Source organism: Sphingomonas longa (assembly GCF_016892685.1).
GTDB lineage: Bacteria > Pseudomonadota > Alphaproteobacteria > Sphingomonadales > Sphingomonadaceae > Sphingomonas > Sphingomonas longa.
Genome location: NZ_JAFEMC010000002.1, coordinates 695,487 through 712,607 on the forward strand (window position 1 = coordinate 695,487; position 17,121 = coordinate 712,607).

10 protein-coding genes are annotated in these 17,121 nt (G+C 68.6%); 8 read left to right on the forward strand and 2 right to left on the reverse strand.

Annotation, left to right across the window (positions count from 1 at the left end):
- Positions 1–15: 15 nt before the first annotated feature.
- Positions 16–495 (reverse strand): peroxiredoxin, encoded by a 480-nt coding sequence (locus ILT43_RS09480; RefSeq protein ID WP_204198710.1) that lies wholly within the window; start codon positions 493–495, stop codon positions 16–18.
- 113 nt (positions 496–608) lie between these two features.
- Between ILT43_RS09480 and ILT43_RS09485 the strand changes: the two genes are divergently transcribed.
- On the forward strand, positions 609–1,169 hold the full coding sequence (locus tag ILT43_RS09485; protein ID WP_204198711.1) for a YqgE/AlgH family protein: 561 nt from the start codon (positions 609–611) through the stop codon (positions 1,167–1,169).
- 114 nt (positions 1,170–1,283) lie between these two features.
- Complete coding sequence (gene ahcY / locus ILT43_RS09490) at positions 1,284–2,720, forward strand: adenosylhomocysteinase (RefSeq protein ID WP_204198712.1); 1,437 nt, start codon at positions 1,284–1,286, stop codon at positions 2,718–2,720.
- 183 nt (positions 2,721–2,903) lie between these two features.
- On the opposite strand, the gene ILT43_RS09495 is transcribed toward ahcY, so the two are convergent.
- Complete coding sequence (locus ILT43_RS09495; protein WP_204198713.1) at positions 2,904–5,891, reverse strand: TonB-dependent receptor domain-containing protein; 2,988 nt, start codon at positions 5,889–5,891, stop codon at positions 2,904–2,906.
- 274 nt (positions 5,892–6,165) lie between these two features.
- Here ILT43_RS09495 and ILT43_RS09500 point away from each other — a divergent pair, with 274 nt between their 5' ends.
- From ILT43_RS09500 to addA, 6 genes are all read left to right on the forward strand, one after another.
- Complete coding sequence (locus ILT43_RS09500) at positions 6,166–8,520, forward strand: sensor histidine kinase (protein WP_204198714.1); 2,355 nt, start codon at positions 6,166–6,168, stop codon at positions 8,518–8,520.
- A 118-nt stretch (positions 8,521–8,638) separates the two neighbouring features.
- Positions 8,639–9,079 (forward strand): tRNA (adenosine(37)-N6)-threonylcarbamoyltransferase complex ATPase subunit type 1 TsaE, encoded by a 441-nt coding sequence (tsaE, locus tag ILT43_RS09505; RefSeq protein ID WP_204198715.1) that lies wholly within the window; start codon positions 8,639–8,641, stop codon positions 9,077–9,079.
- On the forward strand, positions 9,076–10,041 hold the full coding sequence (locus ILT43_RS09510) for an aminoglycoside phosphotransferase family protein (RefSeq protein WP_239474493.1): 966 nt from the start codon (positions 9,076–9,078) through the stop codon (positions 10,039–10,041). Before tsaE ends, ILT43_RS09510 begins: the two co-directional genes overlap by 4 nt.
- Positions 10,038–10,793: a nucleotidyltransferase family protein gene (locus ILT43_RS09515; RefSeq protein ID WP_204198717.1), complete on the forward strand. Its 756-nt coding sequence runs from the start codon at positions 10,038–10,040 to the stop codon at positions 10,791–10,793. The genes ILT43_RS09510 and ILT43_RS09515 overlap by 4 nt, the downstream gene beginning before the upstream one ends.
- A complete protein-coding gene (locus tag ILT43_RS09520; RefSeq protein WP_204198718.1) occupies positions 10,786–13,698 on the forward strand; it encodes a PD-(D/E)XK nuclease family protein in 2,913 nt (970 codons plus the stop codon). Before ILT43_RS09515 ends, ILT43_RS09520 begins: the two co-directional genes overlap by 8 nt.
- A complete protein-coding gene (addA, locus tag ILT43_RS09525) occupies positions 13,685–17,107 on the forward strand; it encodes a double-strand break repair helicase AddA (RefSeq protein ID WP_211534422.1) in 3,423 nt (1,140 codons plus the stop codon). The genes ILT43_RS09520 and addA overlap by 14 nt, the downstream gene beginning before the upstream one ends.
- The last annotated feature ends 14 nt before the right edge of the window (positions 17,108–17,121 follow it).

Here is a 17,121-nt window from a genome sequence, read left to right on the forward strand (position 1 = left end):
TCCAGAATTTCCGATTCAGATTTCGCCGAGCAGGTGTTCGGCGGAGCTGACCTTGAACTCGCCGGGCTGTTCGACGTGGAGCTGCGTGACTATACCGTCCTCGACCAGCATCGAGTAGCGCTGGCTGCGCGTGCCGAGGCCGAACTTCGACCCGTCCATCTCCAGCCCGAGCGCGCGGGCGAAGTCGCCGTTGCCGTCCGCCAGCATCGTCACGCCGGCGGCGTCGTTCTGCTTCGACCACGCATCCAGCACGAAGGCATCGTTGACCGAGGTGCAGGCGACCTCGTCGACGCCCTTTTCGGCGAAGGCCTCCTTCTGCGTGACGAAGCCGGGCAGGTGCTTGGCGGAACAGGTCGGCGTGAACGCGCCGGGCACCGCGAACAGCGCGACCTTGCGGCCGGCGAAATAGGTTTCGGTATCGACCTGATCGGGACCGTCGGCGGTCACCTTGACGAGCGTGGCCTTGGGCAGTCGGTCTCCGACGCTGATGGTCATCCTGCATTCTCCGTGGATCGCCGGCTGAATTCGCCGGGCCCGGCGCATTTCGGGCCGAGGCGGGCTGATTTCAAGCGTGGCGGCGGCTTTCCGCAGCGGCTATGCCCAGAAGCGTGACCGAACCTGCGTATCTCACCGGCCAATTCCTCCTCGCGGTGCCGGGGATGAGCGATCCCCGCTTCGAACATGCGGTGATCGCGATGTGCGGGCACGACGCGGACGGCGCGCTGGGCATCGGGCTGGGTGCGGTGGTGCCGGGCGTCGGGTTCCATGCACTCTTGGAACAGTTGGAGATCGAGCCGGGGGTGGCGCCGAACGCGCCGGTGCATCTGGGCGGGCCGGTGGAGCCGCGGCGCGGATTCGTGCTGCATTCGACGGAATGGTCCGGGCAGGATTCGGTGCAGGTCGCGGGACGCTGGACGCTGACCGGGACGCTCGACGTGCTGCGCGCGATCGCGGAGGGTGCCGGGCCGGCGAACTGGGTCGTCGCGCTGGGCTATGCCGGCTGGGGCGCGGGGCAGCTGGAGGGTGAATTGTCGCGGCCGGGCTGGCTGACGGCGCCCGCGGAGGACGCGGTGCTGTTCGATGCGCCGGCACAGGAGCGCTGGTCGCGGGCGATGGCGGGGGCGGGTATCGATCCGCGGCTACTGGTCGCGGGGGTGGGTACCGCCTGATCGTACTCGGTCGCGATGCGCGGGACTTGAACATATAAAGATATCTTTATATTTGCTCGTGAGGCTGCAAACCCGTATGGGCGCACCCATTCATTCGTATCAGGAGCACTATTCGTGGCCACCGCACTTGCGCCCGAGGGCGCCGCCAAGACGGCGCAAGACTATGTCATCAAGGACATCGCCCTCGCCGAATTCGGCCGGGCCGAGATCAAGATCGCCGAGACCGAAATGCCGGGCCTGATGGCGCTGCGCAGCGAGTTCGGCGCGTCGCAGCCGCTGAAGGGCGCACGCATCACCGGTTCGCTGCACATGACCATCCAGACCGCGGTGCTGATCGAGACGCTGACCGCGCTCGGTGCCGATGTGCGCTGGGCGACGTGCAACATCTTCTCGACGCAGGACCATGCCGCCGCCGCGATCGCCGCGACCGGCGTGCCGGTGTTCGCGGTGAAGGGCGAGAGCCTGGCCGAGTATTGGGATTATGTCGGCGACATCTTCTCGTGGGATGCCGAGGTCGAGGGCCAGACCGCCAACATAATCCTGGATGACGGCGGCGACGCGACGATGTTCGCCCTTTGGGGTGCGAAGCTCGAAGCCGGCCACACGCTGGGCGAGCCGGAGAACGAGGAAGAGGTCGAGTTCCAGCGCGCGCTGAAGGCGTTCATCGCCAAGAAGCCGGGCTATTTGACCGAGACGGTCAAGAACCTGAAGGGCGTATCGGAAGAGACGACGACCGGCGTGCACCGCCTGTACGAGATCGCGAAGAAGGGCGAACTGCCGTTCCCTGCGATCAACGTCAACGACAGCGTCACGAAGTCGAAGTTCGACAACCTGTACGGCTGCAAGGAATCGCTGGTCGACGCGATCCGTCGCGCCACCGACGTGATGCTCGCCGGCAAGGTCGCGGTCGTCGCCGGCTTCGGTGACGTCGGCAAGGGCTCGGCCCAGTCGCTCCGCAACGGCGGCGCGCGCGTGATGGTGACCGAGGTCGATCCGATCTGCGCATTGCAGGCTGCGATGGAAGGCTTCGAAGTCGTGACGATGGACGAGGCGGTGACCCGCGCCGACATCTTCGTGACCGCGACCGGCAACGCCGACGTCATCACCGCCGATCACATGAAGGCGATGAAGCCGATGTCGATCGTCTGCAACATCGGCCACTTCGACAGCGAGATCCAGATCGCCGCGATGTCGAACTACAAGTGGACCGAAGTGAAGCCCGGCACCGACCTGGTCGAGTTCCCGGACGGCAAGCAGATCATCGTGCTGGCGAAGGGCCGCCTCGTGAATCTCGGCTGCGCGACCGGTCACCCGTCGTTCGTGATGTCGGCGTCGTTCACCAACCAGACGCTCGCGCAGATCGAGCTCTGGACCAAGGGCGAGAACTACAAGAACGACGTGTACGTCCTGCCCAAGCACCTCGACGAGAAGGTCGCGGCGCTGCATCTGGAAAAGCTGGGCGTGAAGCTGTCGCAGCTGACCCCGAAGCAGGCCGGCTATATCGGCGTGCCGGTCGAAGGGCCGTTCAAGCCGGATCACTACCGCTACTGATCTCGCCGCTCTTCTGAGCAGCGAAACGGGGCCGCGTCACCGGAAGGTGGCGCGGCCTTTTGCTTACGCGGGATGCGGGCGGTGCCGCACAGGAGACCGCGCTCGATCGAAGGGTTGAGGCGTACAAAAAAGGGCGGGACAGATGACCTGTCCCGCCCTCCAGAAGCGCCGGGCCGAAGAGCCCTAGAAGCGGACCTGCGCACCTGCGTAGAAGCGGCGGCCGATTGGATCGTAGATGTCCGCGGCGGTCGTCGTGCCGGTAATGCTGCCGTAGAAGACGGTGTCTTCCAGCTTCGGCGGCTTGCGGTCGAACAGATTGTTGACGCCGACGAACAGCTCCATTTCACGCGTATCTCCGACGCGGGCGCGGAACTGGACGTCGTGGTAGATGCGCGATTTGATCTCGTTGTGAGCGATGATCTCCGGATCAAGACCCTCCGAAGACTCCGCGAACTCGTCACGCACCGTGTCGACCATCGGGCTGAGATAGGTGGCGGTCCAGTTGACGCTGAACGGACCGGCCCCGTAGGTCGCGGTCGCGTTGACCTTGTCGCGGAACACCGAGCCGAATTCGATGTTGCCGACGCCGCTGTAGACCGGCGCCGATGGGTCGGACTGGGTCTGATAGCGCAAGGTGTGCGTGTAGAGGACGTTCACGTCGAAGCGATCGTCCGCAACCAACCCGAGCGCGCGACCATAGCGCAGATTGACGTCAATACCGCGCGTCTTGGTGTCCGCGATGTTGACGTTCTGGGCATTGACCGTGCGGATGAAGCCGGTGCCGGTGTTGCGGATGACGTTGTTGCAGAACTGCGGCAGGTTGGTCAGCAGGCACTGCTGGATCGACGTGGCGCGCGGGATGATGTCGATCGCATTGGTGAGCTTGATGTCGAAATAGTCGACGGTCAGGCTCAGGCCGCGGACCTGGTCGGGAGCGAACACGGCGCCGAACGTCAGCGTCTTGCCCTTCTCCTCCTGCAGATTGCGATTGCCGCCGTTAAAGCCGTTGATGCTCTGGATGTCAGCGAGCGTGTATTCGAATGTACCGTTGCGAGAGATTGCGGACGCGACGCCCGGAATCGCGCGGCAGGCTACGTCATAGGTGCCCGTCGACGTCGCAGTGACGCCGTCGCACGGGTCCTGCACCGTCGGGAACGTCTCCGATGCGGACGAGAAAAGCTCGCCGATGTTCGGTGCACGGTTGGCGACCGCGTAGTTGCCGCGGAAGCGGAGGCCGCGGACCGGTGAATACTCACCACCCGCATTCCAGCTGAACACGCGCCCGATCGTCGAGTAATCGGAATAGCGCGCCGCACCCTGGATGCTCAGCGAATTGACGAAGCTGATGTCCTTCAGCAGCGGCACGTCGATTTCGCCGAACAGCTCCTTGACGTTGAACTTGCCGACCGTGTCCGGGGTTTGGTTGCCGGAATTCTGGCCGGCGTTCGTCAGTTCGTCCCAATTCTCGGCGCTCTTCTCGCGACGATACTCGGCGCCCAGCGCGACCTGTACGTCACCGTACGGAAGTGCGAACAGCGAGCCGCTGACGCTGCCGCTGGCGACGAACTGCGTATTCTTGATCGCCACCGCGCGAGGCACTGCCGCCCGCACATAGGCCGAGGCTTCCGGCGTAGCGGTGTTGTAGCCGAACAGGTTGATCGGCACGCAGCCCGCCGCACGCGCAGTGGCGTCGCGGCAGATGATGTTGCCCTGCGCATCTGTGGTGGCATCCAGCGCATTGGCGTAGCGCGTGATGTCGATGTCCTGGCTGCTCGTGCGATCCTTCAACTGGCCGTACACGACCGATGTTTCGTACTGCCACTTGGAGCCGAGATCGCCGCGCAGGCCGCCGGCGAAACGCATGGTGTCCCGATCGTTACGGTTGCTGCGGCTGAACACTTCGTTCTGGCGGCGACGAAAATCGATCGACGTCACGTCGTTGGATGCGATCGCATCGCTGTTGCGGGCTGCGATCTGCTGACGGATCGAGAGCGGAATGAATGGATTGTCGATGCCGTAGCCGACGCCGACATCGGTCTGAGAATCCAGCGCCAGAGCTTCGATCTGCGAGCTGGACTTGGTCTTGGCGTATGTCGCCTCGACGAACGCAGTGGCCGCGTCGCTGAAGCGATATTGGGCGGAGCCGGCTGCCAAGTACCGCTCAATCGGAGTCGAGATACGGCGCACCGAGTTTCGATTGAAGCCGTAGCCGGTCGGGAAGCCCGTCACAACGGAGTTATCGGGATTGAACGTGAACAGGTTGCTCGCATAGCCACCCTCGTTCGACGCTACGCCGTTCTCGTTGTTCGAGTTCTGAAACTCGAAACGCCCTTGCGCGGGGTAGGACGAATAGGACTGCGGCCCGCAACCCGCGGCGGAGCAATCCTCCGCCGAAATCGCGCGCTTGCGCGATAGCAGGCCGAGATCCTTGGAATAGGTGACGTTGGCGATGATCGATCCGCGATCGTCAGCGCCGAACTTCGTGCCGCCGGTCAGGCTCGCCGTGTAGTTCTGGCTGTCGCCGCGGCTGGTGAGACCATATTGGGCGCGCCCGACGATGCCCTGCATGTCGGTCTTCAACACGTAGTTGACGACGCCCGCGATCGCGTCCGACCCGTAGATGGCCGATGCGCCACCGGTCACGACCTCAATACGATCGACGAAGTCGGCGGGGATGTTGTTGACGTCGACGATCGATGTGCCCGCCACACCGGGAACGAAGCGCCGACCGTTGACCAGCACCAGCGTGCGCGAGTCGCCGAGGTTGCGCAGATCGATCGTCGCGACGCCGTTGCCCGACGTCAGGAAGTTGCTGTTCGTGCGGCTGAGCCCCGGAATGCCAACCTGCGGCAGTTTCTGGAGCAGATCCTGCGTGTTGACGATGCCCTGCGACTGGATCTGCTGGGAATCGACCACGGCGATCGGCGAGGCGGATTCCAGATCGGGACGACGGATGCGAGACCCGGTCACGACGATCTCGCCGCCCTGATCGGCGACGGACTCAGCGGCATCGGCCTGAGCCTCTGGATCGGTCGGGTTCTGGGCGGGGGCGGTGCTCGCCGCACCGAGGGTTCCCGCCGGGTTAGCGGCGTCCTGCGCATAGACCGCCGTCATCGGCGTCGCCGCGACCAGCAGGGTCGTGGCAAGAAGGTGGCGTCGGAGTACGGACATTTCTGGTGAATTCCCTGAACGATGTAACACCGGAACGACGATCGCCCCGCCTGCCGATGTGTCGGTCAGGTACCGCCAAAAACGCCCGCGTTCCCGCCCGTGTCCGCTCAACTCATCGATATCTTGGAAAGTGTCACACCTTTGCAACAACTTAGGTCCGTACCGGTCTTTCCAATGCGGGTTAGCCCGGTTGCACCTCTACATCATCACGCCCGTTGCCCGTGGCTCGCGCTGACCCTAGACACGGTGGCATGCCTGCGCGACCGACCATGACATGATGCAGCTCGGCACCGGAGCGACGATCGGGCTCGGCCTGATGCTGCTGGTGGTGATCGGCGGCGGCGTGGCGGCATTGTTCGTGGGGCTGCGAACGCGCGCGGCGGCGGCGATGGCGCGGGACGAGAATGCGCGGCTGCATGCGACGCTGCGCAGTGCGCCGGCGCTGGCGATGCTGGTGCGGCCGGACGGACGGGTCGAGATGCCGACGCGACTGGCGGACTGGCTGGGGCTTTCGGTCGCGCCGCGGACGCTGGCTGATTTGACCGACGGGGATGATGCGGGGCTCCAGCCGGAGGACGTGGCGGTTCTGACGGCCGATGTCACCGCAGCGCAGCGGGCCGGGCGCGAGTTCGAGCGGGCGATACGACCGCGCGGGTCTGACCGGGCGTTGACGTTGCGCGGCGGGCGGGCGCCCGCGGAACTCGGCGCGGCGGGCGGTGCGATCGTGTGGGTTTTCGATGCGAGCGACACGCAGGGTGAGATCGAGCGGCTGGGCGGCGAGGTCGAGCGACTGGCGGATGCCTATCGCGCGCTGACCGGGCTGATCGAGGCGGCGCCGATGCCGATGTGGTATCGCGGCGGCGACCTGAAGCTGGCGATGGTCAATTCCGCCTATGTCGAGGCGGTCGAGGGGCGGGATGCTTCGGAAACCTTGTCTCGGGGGCTGGAACTGGTCGAGGGCACCGGGCAGGGCGGGCCGCTGGCGGGAGCGGCGGCGGCGAAGGCGCAGGGTCGGCCCGCGGAACAGGTGCTGCCGGCGACGATCAACGGCGCGCGGCGGCGTTTGCGGGTGATCGACGTGCCGCTGCCGACCGGCGGAGTCGCTGGTTTCGCGGTCGATATCGAGGAACTGGAGCAGGCCCGGAGTGGCGCCAAGCGGTTCGCCGAGGCACAGCGCGGCATGCTCGACCGGCTGTCGGCGGGCGTGGCGCAGTTCGGGCCGGACCGGGCGCTGGTGTTCTGCAACCAGCCGTTCCACCGCATGTTCGCGATGCGCGCGGAGTGGCTGGCGGATCGTCCCGAATTCGACCGCGTGCTGGAGCGGATGCGCGAGGCCAACCGCCTGCCGGAAGTGCGCGACTTTCCGGGCTGGAAGGCGGAGCGGCGGAACTGGTTCGTGGCAGCGGATGTCGCGTCGGAAGAAAACTGGCATCTGCCGGGTGGCACGCACCTGCACGTGGTGGCGCAGCCGTTGCCGGACGGCGGCCTGCTGCTGATCTTCGAGGACCGGACGGAGCAGGTGCAACTGGCCAGCGCGCGCGACACGCTGCTGCGCGTCCGCACCGCAACGTTCGACAATCTGTTCGAAGCGCTGGGTGTGTTCGCCGCCGATGGCCGGCTGCAATTGTGGAACAACCGTTTCCGCGCGCTGTGGGGCGTCGACGAGGAATTCCTGGCGAGTCATCCGCGCGTCGACGTGTTCGCGAGCCGGATCGCGCCGCGCCTGTCGACGCCGAGCCGGTCGACGCTGATCGCCGACCTCGTCCATTCCGCCACCGCCGAACGGCAACAGCGAGGTGGGCGGGTGGCCTTCGCCGATGGGCGGCATTTCGAGTTCGCGGGCGTGCCGCTGCCGGACGGCAATGCGCTGTTCACGATGCTGGACATCACCGATAGCCGCCGTGCGGAGCAGGCGTTGCGGGAGCGGGCCGATGCGCTGGAGGCGGCGGACAAGGTGAAGACGCAATTCGTGGCGAACATGAGCTACGAATTGAAGACGCCGCTGACCTCGATCGGCGGGTTCGCGGAGATGCTGCACGGCGGCTATGCGGGCGAGCTGCCAGCGGAGGCGGGGACGTACGTGGAGGCGATCCTCGACTCGGTCGAGCGGCTGGGGCTGTTGATCGACGACGTGCTCGACCTGACGCGCGGCGGCGAGGGGGCGGCGGTCGAGCGCAAGGACGTCGACCTCGTCACCGTCGCGCGCGAAGCGGCGATGGCGATCCAGCCGGCGATCAAGCGGCACAAGATCGACTTCGCGGTCGAACTCTCGCGATCGGCCGGGCGGGTGCAAGGCGATCCCCAGAGACTGCGCGAGGTGGTCGAGCATCTGTTGCGGCATGCGCTGGCGTCGCTGGGCGAGGGTGGGCGCATCCTGCTGCACGCCGACGGCACCGCGACGCACGCGAGGATCGTGGTGTCCGACGACGGGCCGGGGCTGGACGAGGAGAGCGCGGGCCGCGTGTTCGACCGGTTCGCGGAGCCGCATCTGCAACCGGGCGGCGAGCGTGCGCTGGGGTTGGGCATGCCATTGGCGAAGCAGTTCGTGGAGGCGCATGGCGGCACGATCTCGCTGGTGTCGGAGCCGGGCGAGGGGACGCTGGTGACGGTGGAACTGCCGCGGCGATGAAGTGGGAAGTTCCGTGTCTGGGCGAAGGCGGGAACCGAGCGTCTGCCTTTGCGACCGCTTGGCGCCGAAGTGACTGGGCTTCCGCATTCGCGGGAGCACGGGACAAGGGTTTGGTCGCGTGAGATTGGCCGATGCTGTCGCGACGGAGGCTTTCGGGGCGCGACTGGCGGCGGTCGTGCGGCCGGGCGATGTCGTGGCGCTGACGGGGCCGCTGGGGGCGGGCAAGACCAGTGTCGCGCGCGGGTTGCTGGCGGCACTGGGGCTCGAAGGCGAAGCGCCCAGCCCGAGCTTCGCCATCGTGCAGCCCTATGCGCCGCCGGAGACGGTGCTGCCGGTGTGGCATGTCGATCTGTACCGGCTGGACGATCCGGAGGAGGTCGAGGAACTGGGGCTGGAGGACGAGCGGGCGGACGGTGTGCTGCTGGTCGAATGGCCGGAGCGGGCGGGCGGGCGGGCGTGGCCGGAGGCGCTGCGCCTGACGCTGTCGATCGAACCGGACGGTTCGCGTCGCTTGACAGCGGAGGTGCCGCCGGGCTGGAGGGACCGATGGCCGATATGATCCCGCCGCCGGGTGCGCCCGCGTTTCTCGACGCTCTCGGATGGGGCGCAGCGAATGTGTCGCCGCTGGCCGGGGATGCGTCGTTCCGCCGGTATTTCAGGGTGGTGGACGGCGACCGGACAGCGGTGCTGATGGACGCACCGCCGCCGCAGGAGGATACCCGCCCGTTCGTGGCGATGGCGCGCTGGCTGGAGGAGCGGGGATTTCTGGCCCCGGCGATCTTGGGACTGGACGAGACGCAGGGCTTGGTGCTGCTGAGCGATCTGGGCGACGTTCGCCTGCGCGAGACGGCGGATGCCGAGGGCGACGAACTCTGCCTGTATGGCGATGCGATCGACCTGCTGGTCGATCTGGCGAAGCATCCGGCCGGGCCGTTGCAACCCTACGACCGGGCGGTGATGCAGCGCGAGGCGGCATTGTTCGTGGAATGGTATTGTCCGGCGGTGGGGATCGCGGCCGATGCCGCGGGCTATGTCGCGGCGTGGGATGCAGTGCTGGATCACGGGCTGGCTGCGGAGCCCGTGACGGTGCTTCGCGACTATCACGCTGAAAATCTGATGCTGGTCGGGGATGCGCGGCAGCTTGGATTGCTGGACTTTCAGGACGCGCTGGCGGGGCATCCGGCCTACGATCTCGTGTCGTTGTTGCAGGACGCACGGCGTGACGTCGATCCGTCGGTCGAGCAGGCGATGCTGGTGCGGTATCAGGCGGCGACCGGTGTCGGTGACGAGTTCCTGCGTGCCTATCATGTGCTCGGGGCGCAGCGGAATGCGAAGATTTTGGGGATTTTTGCGCGGTTGTGGAAGCGGGACGGCAAGCCGCGTTACGCTGCACTCTGCCCACGCGTCTGGGCGTATCTGGAGCGCGACCTGTCGGAGCCGGTGCTGGCGCCGGTGGCGCGCTGGTTCGACGAGAACGTACCGCCGGAACTGCGCGGCGACCCGCTGGAACTGACGCGATGACGCGGCAGCTGGCGATCCGGCCCGATCCCGGCGGCGTGGTGCCGAAGACGGCGATGGTGATGGCGGCGGGGTTGGGGAAGCGCATGCGGCCCCTGACAGCAACGCGGCCCAAGCCGATGATCGAGGTCGCGGGCAAGCCGTTGATCGACCATGTGTTCGACCGGTTGCACGCGGCAGGTGTCGAGCGGGCGGTGGTGAACGTCCACTATTTGGCGGACTCGCTGGTGGCGCATCTGGGCGCGAAGTTCGACGGTGTCGACGTGGTCGTGTCCGATGAGCGCAAGCGATTGATGGAAACGGGTGGCGGGCTGGTGCAGGCGCGCGACTTGTTGGGCGATGAGCCGGTGCTGGTCGCCAACAGCGACAACCTCTGGATCGACGGGCCGGTGGACGCGATCAAGCTGCTGTCGTCGCGGTGGAACGACGATCAGATGGATGCGCTGCTGCTGATGGTGCCGCTGGCGCGTGCGCATAATTATCGCGGACAGGGCGATTTCCATCTGGCGGCGGACGGACGGATCACGCGGCGGCGGCGGTCCGCCACGGTGGCGCCCTTCGCCTATACCGGCGTGCAGATCCTGCACCCGCGACTGATCGCGAACTGGCCGGAGGGGCCGTTCTCGACGAACCTGTTCTGGGATCGCGCGATCGAATCCGGTCGTGCGTTCGGGCAGGTGCATCAGGGGCTGTGGTTCGACGTCGGCACACCCGGTGCGATCGCCAGGACCGAGGCACTGCTGCTGGATGGCTGAGCGGCCGTCCGTCTACACGATCCCGGCGCACCGCGCCTTCGCCGACGCGCTGGTCGGTGGGCTGATGCGCGGGCGCGATCAGGCGGCGCTAGCGCGGGGGCTGGTGCTGCTGCCGAACAACCGTGCGGTGCGGGCGGTGACCGAGGCGTTCGTGCGCGCGAGCGGCGGCGGGCTGCTGCTGCCACGGCTGGTGGCGCTGGGCGATCCCGAGTTGGGCGAGGCGGTCGGCGCGGCGCTGGACGTGGCGGACGACCCGCCGCCGCCCGCGGTCGCGACCTATGCGCGGCGGATGATTTTGGCGCGGCTGGTCGAGGAAGAGCGGGCGCGGACGGGGACGCCGGTGTCGGCGTCGGAGGCGGTGCGGCTGGCGGGCGATCTGGCGCGGACGCTGGACCAGTTGTTGGTCGAGGAGGTGCCACCGGCGCGGTTGGCTGAGCTCGACCTCGCGCCCGAGTTGACGGAGCATTGGGCGCGGGCGCTGGCGACGTTCCGGATCGTCATCGATCGCTGGCCGGCGGAGCTGGCGAAGCTGGGCGCGATCGACGGCGCCGAGCGGCGGGCGCGGTTGCTGGCGGCGCTGGAAGCGCGGTGGCGCGCGACGCCGCCTGCGGGGTTCGTGTGTGCGGCGGGGATCACCGACACCTCGCCCGCGGTCGCGCGGCTGTTGCGGTGCGTCGCGGACATGGCGCAGGGGCAGACGGTGCTGGCTGGCCTCGATCTGGCGATGCCGCAGGAAGAGTGGGACGCGCTTGGTCCGCACGCCGCCGACAGCGGGATGCGGGCGATCGAAACCCACCCGCAGTTCCATTTGAAGCTGATGCTGGAGCAAATGAGCATCGGCCGCGACGAGGTCGTGCGCTGGCGTGGCGGCGGGGCGATGGTCAACTGGGGCGCGGATGCCGACCCGGCGCGCGGCCGAGCGATCGCCAATGCGCTGGCCCCTGCGGATTTCACCGGCAAGTGGACCGATCTGGCGGCGGCGGACCGGCGGCTGTCGGGCGTGCGCGCGGCCGAACTCGCGACCCCGGCGGAGGAGGCGCAGACGATCGCGCTGGCGCTGCGACATGCGTTGGACACGCCGGGGAAGACCGCGGCGCTGGTGACGCCGGACCGGGCGTTGGCACGGCGGGTTGCGGTGCATTGCCGGCGGTGGGGGATCACCGTCGACGATAGCGCGGGAAGGCCGCTGGCAATCCTGCCGCCCGGGACGCTGCTGCTGGCGCTGACGGAGGCGGCGGCGCAGGCGTTCGCGCCGCTGGCGTTGCTGTCGCTGCTGAAGCATCCGCTGGCGAATGGCGGCGTGCCGCGGCTGGAATGGCTGGACGGGGTGCGCGCGATGGACCGGTCTCTGCGCGGGCCACGGCCGCCGGCGGGGCTGGACGGACTGTCGCCGGAAGGGCGCGCGGCGACGTTCTGGACGTGGATCAAGCCGCGACTGGAGCCGTTGGCGCGGCAGTTCTCGGCCGGGCCGCAGCCGCTGCCCGGACTGATCGCGTGCGTGCGTGAGGCGGCGCAGGCGCTGTGCGGCGACGTGCTGTGGTCGGGGCTGGCGGGGCGCGCGGCGGCGGAGTTCGTCGCCGATCTCGAGGCGGAGGGCGGGGCCGGACCGGCGCTGGTCGATCCGGCGGAACTGCCCGCGATGCTGCGCACGCTGCTGGACGAGGTGGCGGTGCGGCCGGAGCGGGGGAAGGGCCACCCGCGGCTCGCCATCTATGGTCAGATCGAGGCGCGATTGCAGTCCGCGGACCTGATGATCCTGAGCGGGTTGAACGAGGGGACGTGGCCGGGGAGTCCGCCGCCCGACCCGTGGCTGGCGCCGCGCATCCGCGGTGCGCTGGGGCTGATCGGGCTGGAGCAGCGGATCGGCATCGCGGCGCATGACTTCGCGCAGGGGCTCGGCGCGCCGGAGGTGCTGGTGACGCGTGCGCGGCGCGATGCCGGGTCGCCGGCGCTGGCGTCGCGGCTGTGGCTGCGGTTGCAGGCGATGGCGGGGGACCGGTTCGAGCGGGACGGCGCGCTGGAGGGCTGGTCGCGGGGGCTGGATGCGGCGGCGACGCACGAGCCGGTGGAGCGGCCGGCGCCGCTGCCGGCGAAGCGGCCGACGAGCATCTCCGTCACGGAGGTTGATCGGCTGAAGGCTGATCCGTATTCCTTCTATGCGCGGCGGGTGCTGCGGCTATCGCCGCTCGATCCGGTCGATGCCGATCCGACCGCGGCGTGGCGCGGGACGGCGGTGCACGACATTCTCGAACAATGGTGGAAGCAGGACGCGTGCGCGCCCGACGCGCTCCGCCCGCGCGCGATGCGGATGCTGAAGGAGGCGGAGGTTCATCCGCTTCTGCGCGCATTGTGGCAGCCGCGACTGCGGGAGGCGATCGACTGGATCGCGGGGCAGGTCGTCGAGATGCGTGCGAGCGACCGGCATGTGCTGGCCGCAGAGGGGCGCGGCGAAATCGAGATGGCAGGCGTGACGCTTTCGGGGCGGTACGATCGCATCGACCGGTTGCCGGGCGGGATCGGCATCGTCGACTACAAAACGGGCAAGCCGCCGTCCGCCGCAGCGGTACGAGCAGGGTTCAGCTTGCAGCTCGGGTTGCTGGGGCTGATCGCGGAGCGGGGCGGGTTTGCGGATGTGACGGGTACTGCGGCGGCGTTCGAATATTGGTCGCTGGCGAAGCGGCGCGATCAGTTCGGCTTCGTCGACAGCCCGTGCGATCCGGAGGGAAAGCGCGACAAGATCGTCACCGCCGATTTCACCCGTATCGCCGCAGCGAACTTCAGCGATGTCGCCGCCAAATGGTTGACCGGCAACGAGCCGTTCACCGCCAAGCTGGTGCCGGATTACGCCCCCTATGCCGAGTACGACCAGTTGATGCGCCGCGACGAATGGTATGGCCGTGAATGAGCTGAAGCGCCTGCCGCCGCTGAAGGGCGAACAGCGCCGCGCGTCCGATCCGTCCGCGCATGTCTGGCTGGCGGCCTCGGCGGGGACCGGCAAGACGCAGGTGCTGTCGGCGCGGGTGTTCCGCCTGCTGCTGAAAGGGACCGATCCGTCAGCGATCCTGTGCCTGACCTTTACGAAGGCGGGCGCGGCGGAGATGGCGCACCGGATCAACGCGCGCCTCGCCGCGTGGGTGCGGTTGAGCGATACCGAGCTGTTCCAGGACCTTCAGGCGTTGGGCGAGCCGGGCGGGCCGGAACAGGTGGCGCGGGCGCGGACGCTCTTCGCGAAGGTGCTGGACGCGCCGGGTGGGGGCCTGCGCATTCAGACGATCCACGGCTTCTGTCAGGGGCTGCTGGCGGCGTTTCCGGTCGAGGCGGGGCTGACGCCCGGCTTCCGGCCGCTGGAGGCGCGCGAAGAGGCCGGGCTGGCGCGAGAGGCGCTGGCGCAGATGCTGACGGCGGCGGAGCGGGACGGGCGCGATCATGTCGTGGAGACGATCGGCGCGCTGAGCCTGAGGCTGGGCGAGGGCGGGGCGGAGTCGTTCCTGAACGCTTGCGCTCGGTCGCTGCCGGCGCTGGAGGCGTTGCCGTCGGGAATACAGCCGTACATCCGCCGGGCGCTCGACCTGCCGATGGGCGACATCGCGGCGGCGGTCGCGGCGGGGTGCGCCGAGCTTGACGAGGAGTCGATCCGCGAACTCGGGGCGATGAACCGGGAATGGGGCACGAAGAACGGCCTCGCGCGGGCGGCGACGATCGAGGCGTGGCTGGAAGCGGACGAGAGCGAGCGGGTCGCGGGGCTGGCCGAGCTGCATCTGGTGTGGGCGAAGGCGGATGGCGATCTGCGATCCTTCGCGAAGGGGCAGGCGGCGCAGCAGCCGGACTACGCCGATATCGGCCGCGACCTGCACGGGGCGTGTGCGGCGTTGCTGTCGCTGGGGGTGCGCGGGGCCTATGCCGATCTGCTGGCGGCGGGGCTGGAGGTCGGCCGCGATTACGCTCGGGCCTATGATCTGGCGAAGCGGCGGGTCGGGGGCGTCGATTTCGAGGATCTGATCCAGACCGCGGTCGCGTTGCTGGAGACGCCGGGGATCGGCGAGTGGGTGCGGTTCAAGCTCGATCGCGAAACCGAGCATGTCCTGATCGACGAGGCACAGGACACGAACCTGAACCAGTGGCGGATCGTCAGCGCGATCGCCGAGGAGTTCTTCGTCGGGCGCGGCATCTATGCGCCGCGGACGCGGACGCTGTTCACGGTCGGCGACTGGAAGCAGGCGATCTTCGGGTTTCAGGGGACCAGCCCGCTCAACTTCGCTTGGGCGGAGCGACGATTCGAGGACAAGGCGCGCGCGGCGCATGGCCCGGAGGACTGGCCGGAGCAGGATCGCGGCCTACCGTTCCACCGGCTGTCGCTGACGCACTCGTTCCGGTCGGTGCGGCCGATCCTGACCTTCGTCGATGCCGCCGTCGCCGAGGTGCGGGAGCCGGGCCTCGGTGCGATCGGTGCGGTGGAGCAGCATGCCAGCGAGGTTCCCGGATCGGGCGGTGTGACGATCTGGCCGCCGGTGGTGGCGGGCGGATCGGAGGACGACGAGGAAGGCTGGATTTCCGACAGCGTCCGCAAGTTGGCCGGAGATATCGCGCGGGCGGTGAAGGGCTGGCTTGCCGAGCCGACGATGATGCTCGGTTTGACGGGGCGCGCGCTGCGGCCCGAGGATGTGATGATCCTGGTCAAGCGGCGCGGTGAACTGGCGTCGCTGATCGTGGCGCGTTTGTATGCGGAGGGGGTGCCGGTGGCGGGCGTCGACCGGCTGCGGCTGAATGCGCCGCTGGCGGTGCAGGACCTGCTCGCGGCGGTGCGGTTCGTGTTGCAACCGGAGGACGATCTGTCGCTCGCCAGCCTGCTGGTGTCGCCACTGGTCGGGTGGACGCAGGACGAACTGATGCACGCAGCGCCGCGCGAGCGGGGGAGCCTGTGGCGGCATCTGGGCGATACGCAATCCGAAGAGCGGCTCGCGCCGCTACGCGCGCTGCTCGCACGGGCGGACTTCACGACGCCGTACGAGTTTCTGGAGGAGATCCTGTCGGGGCCGCTTGACGGGCGGCGCAAGCTGATCCGGCGACTGGGCGCGGAGGCGCGCGATCCGATCGAGGAACTGCTGTCCGCCGCGCTGGCGTTCGAGAGCACGACGACGCCATCCTTGCAGCGGTTCCTCGACTGGTTCGATCGCGGGGATGTCGACATCGTCCGTGACCCGTCCGCGCCGCTGGACGCCGTGCGGGTGATGACGGCGCACGGTGCGAAGGGTTTGCAGGCACCGTTGGTCATTCTGGCGGATGCGACGATCGACCCGACGCTGTCGCCGCGCTCCGTCCTGCGCTGGTCGCCGGAGGATGGGGCCGCGCCGATCCCGGTGTTCTCGCCGCGCGCCGCCGAGCGGGGCGGGCCGCTGGACGAGGTCAAGGACGCCGCCGACGCGCGCGAGCTGGAGGAGCATTGGCGGCTGTTCTACGTCGCGGCGACACGGGCGGAGGAGCGGCTGGTGATCGCGGGTGCACTGGGGCCGAAGGCGCAGGGGGTGCCGCCGGCTCTGAGCTGGTATGCCGCCGCGGATCGCGCGCTGACCGCGCTGGGTGTGCCGGCGGGCGAGGGTGAGCGGAGTTTCGAGGCGGGGACGCCGGTGCCGGTGCAGCGGCGTGTAGATGCGACCGCGGATGTAAAGGTTGCGCTGCCGGACTGGGCGCGGCTGCCCGCACCAGTGGAGGCGCGACCGCCGAGGCCGCTCGCGCCGTCGTCATTGGGCGACGATCTGGTCGCCGATCCGCCCCCGACGGCGGTGCTGCGCGCGGCGGCCGAGCGGGGGCGGCTGATGCATGCGCTGTTCGAGCGATTGCCGACGGTGGCCGTGCCGGAGCGGCATGCGGCGGCGGATCGCTGGCTGGAGCGGGCGGGGGGCGTCGCCGACCCGGCGGCGCGGGCGGCGATCGTCGCGGCGGTGCTGTCGGTGATCGAGGACGCACGCTTCGCCGACCTGTTCGGGCCGGACGCGTTGGCGGAGGCACCGATCGCCGCGACGCTGGAGGACGGGATCGTCATAGCCGGTACGGTCGACCGGCTGCTGGTGGGCGACACGATCCGGCTGATCGATTTCAAGACCGGGCGGCAGGTGCCGGACGCGGTGCCGGAATACCATGTACGGCAGATGGCCGGCTATGCCGCTGCGCTGGCGGTGATCTTCCCCGACCGCGCGGTCGAAGCGGCGTTGCTCTACACCGCGGGACCGACGCTGGTGCCGCTGAGCCCGGCGCAACTGGCGGCGCACAAGCCGCGCTATCACGCCACGGAGCAAAGCTCCGCCCTCATGGGTTGAGCCGGTCCGACCGC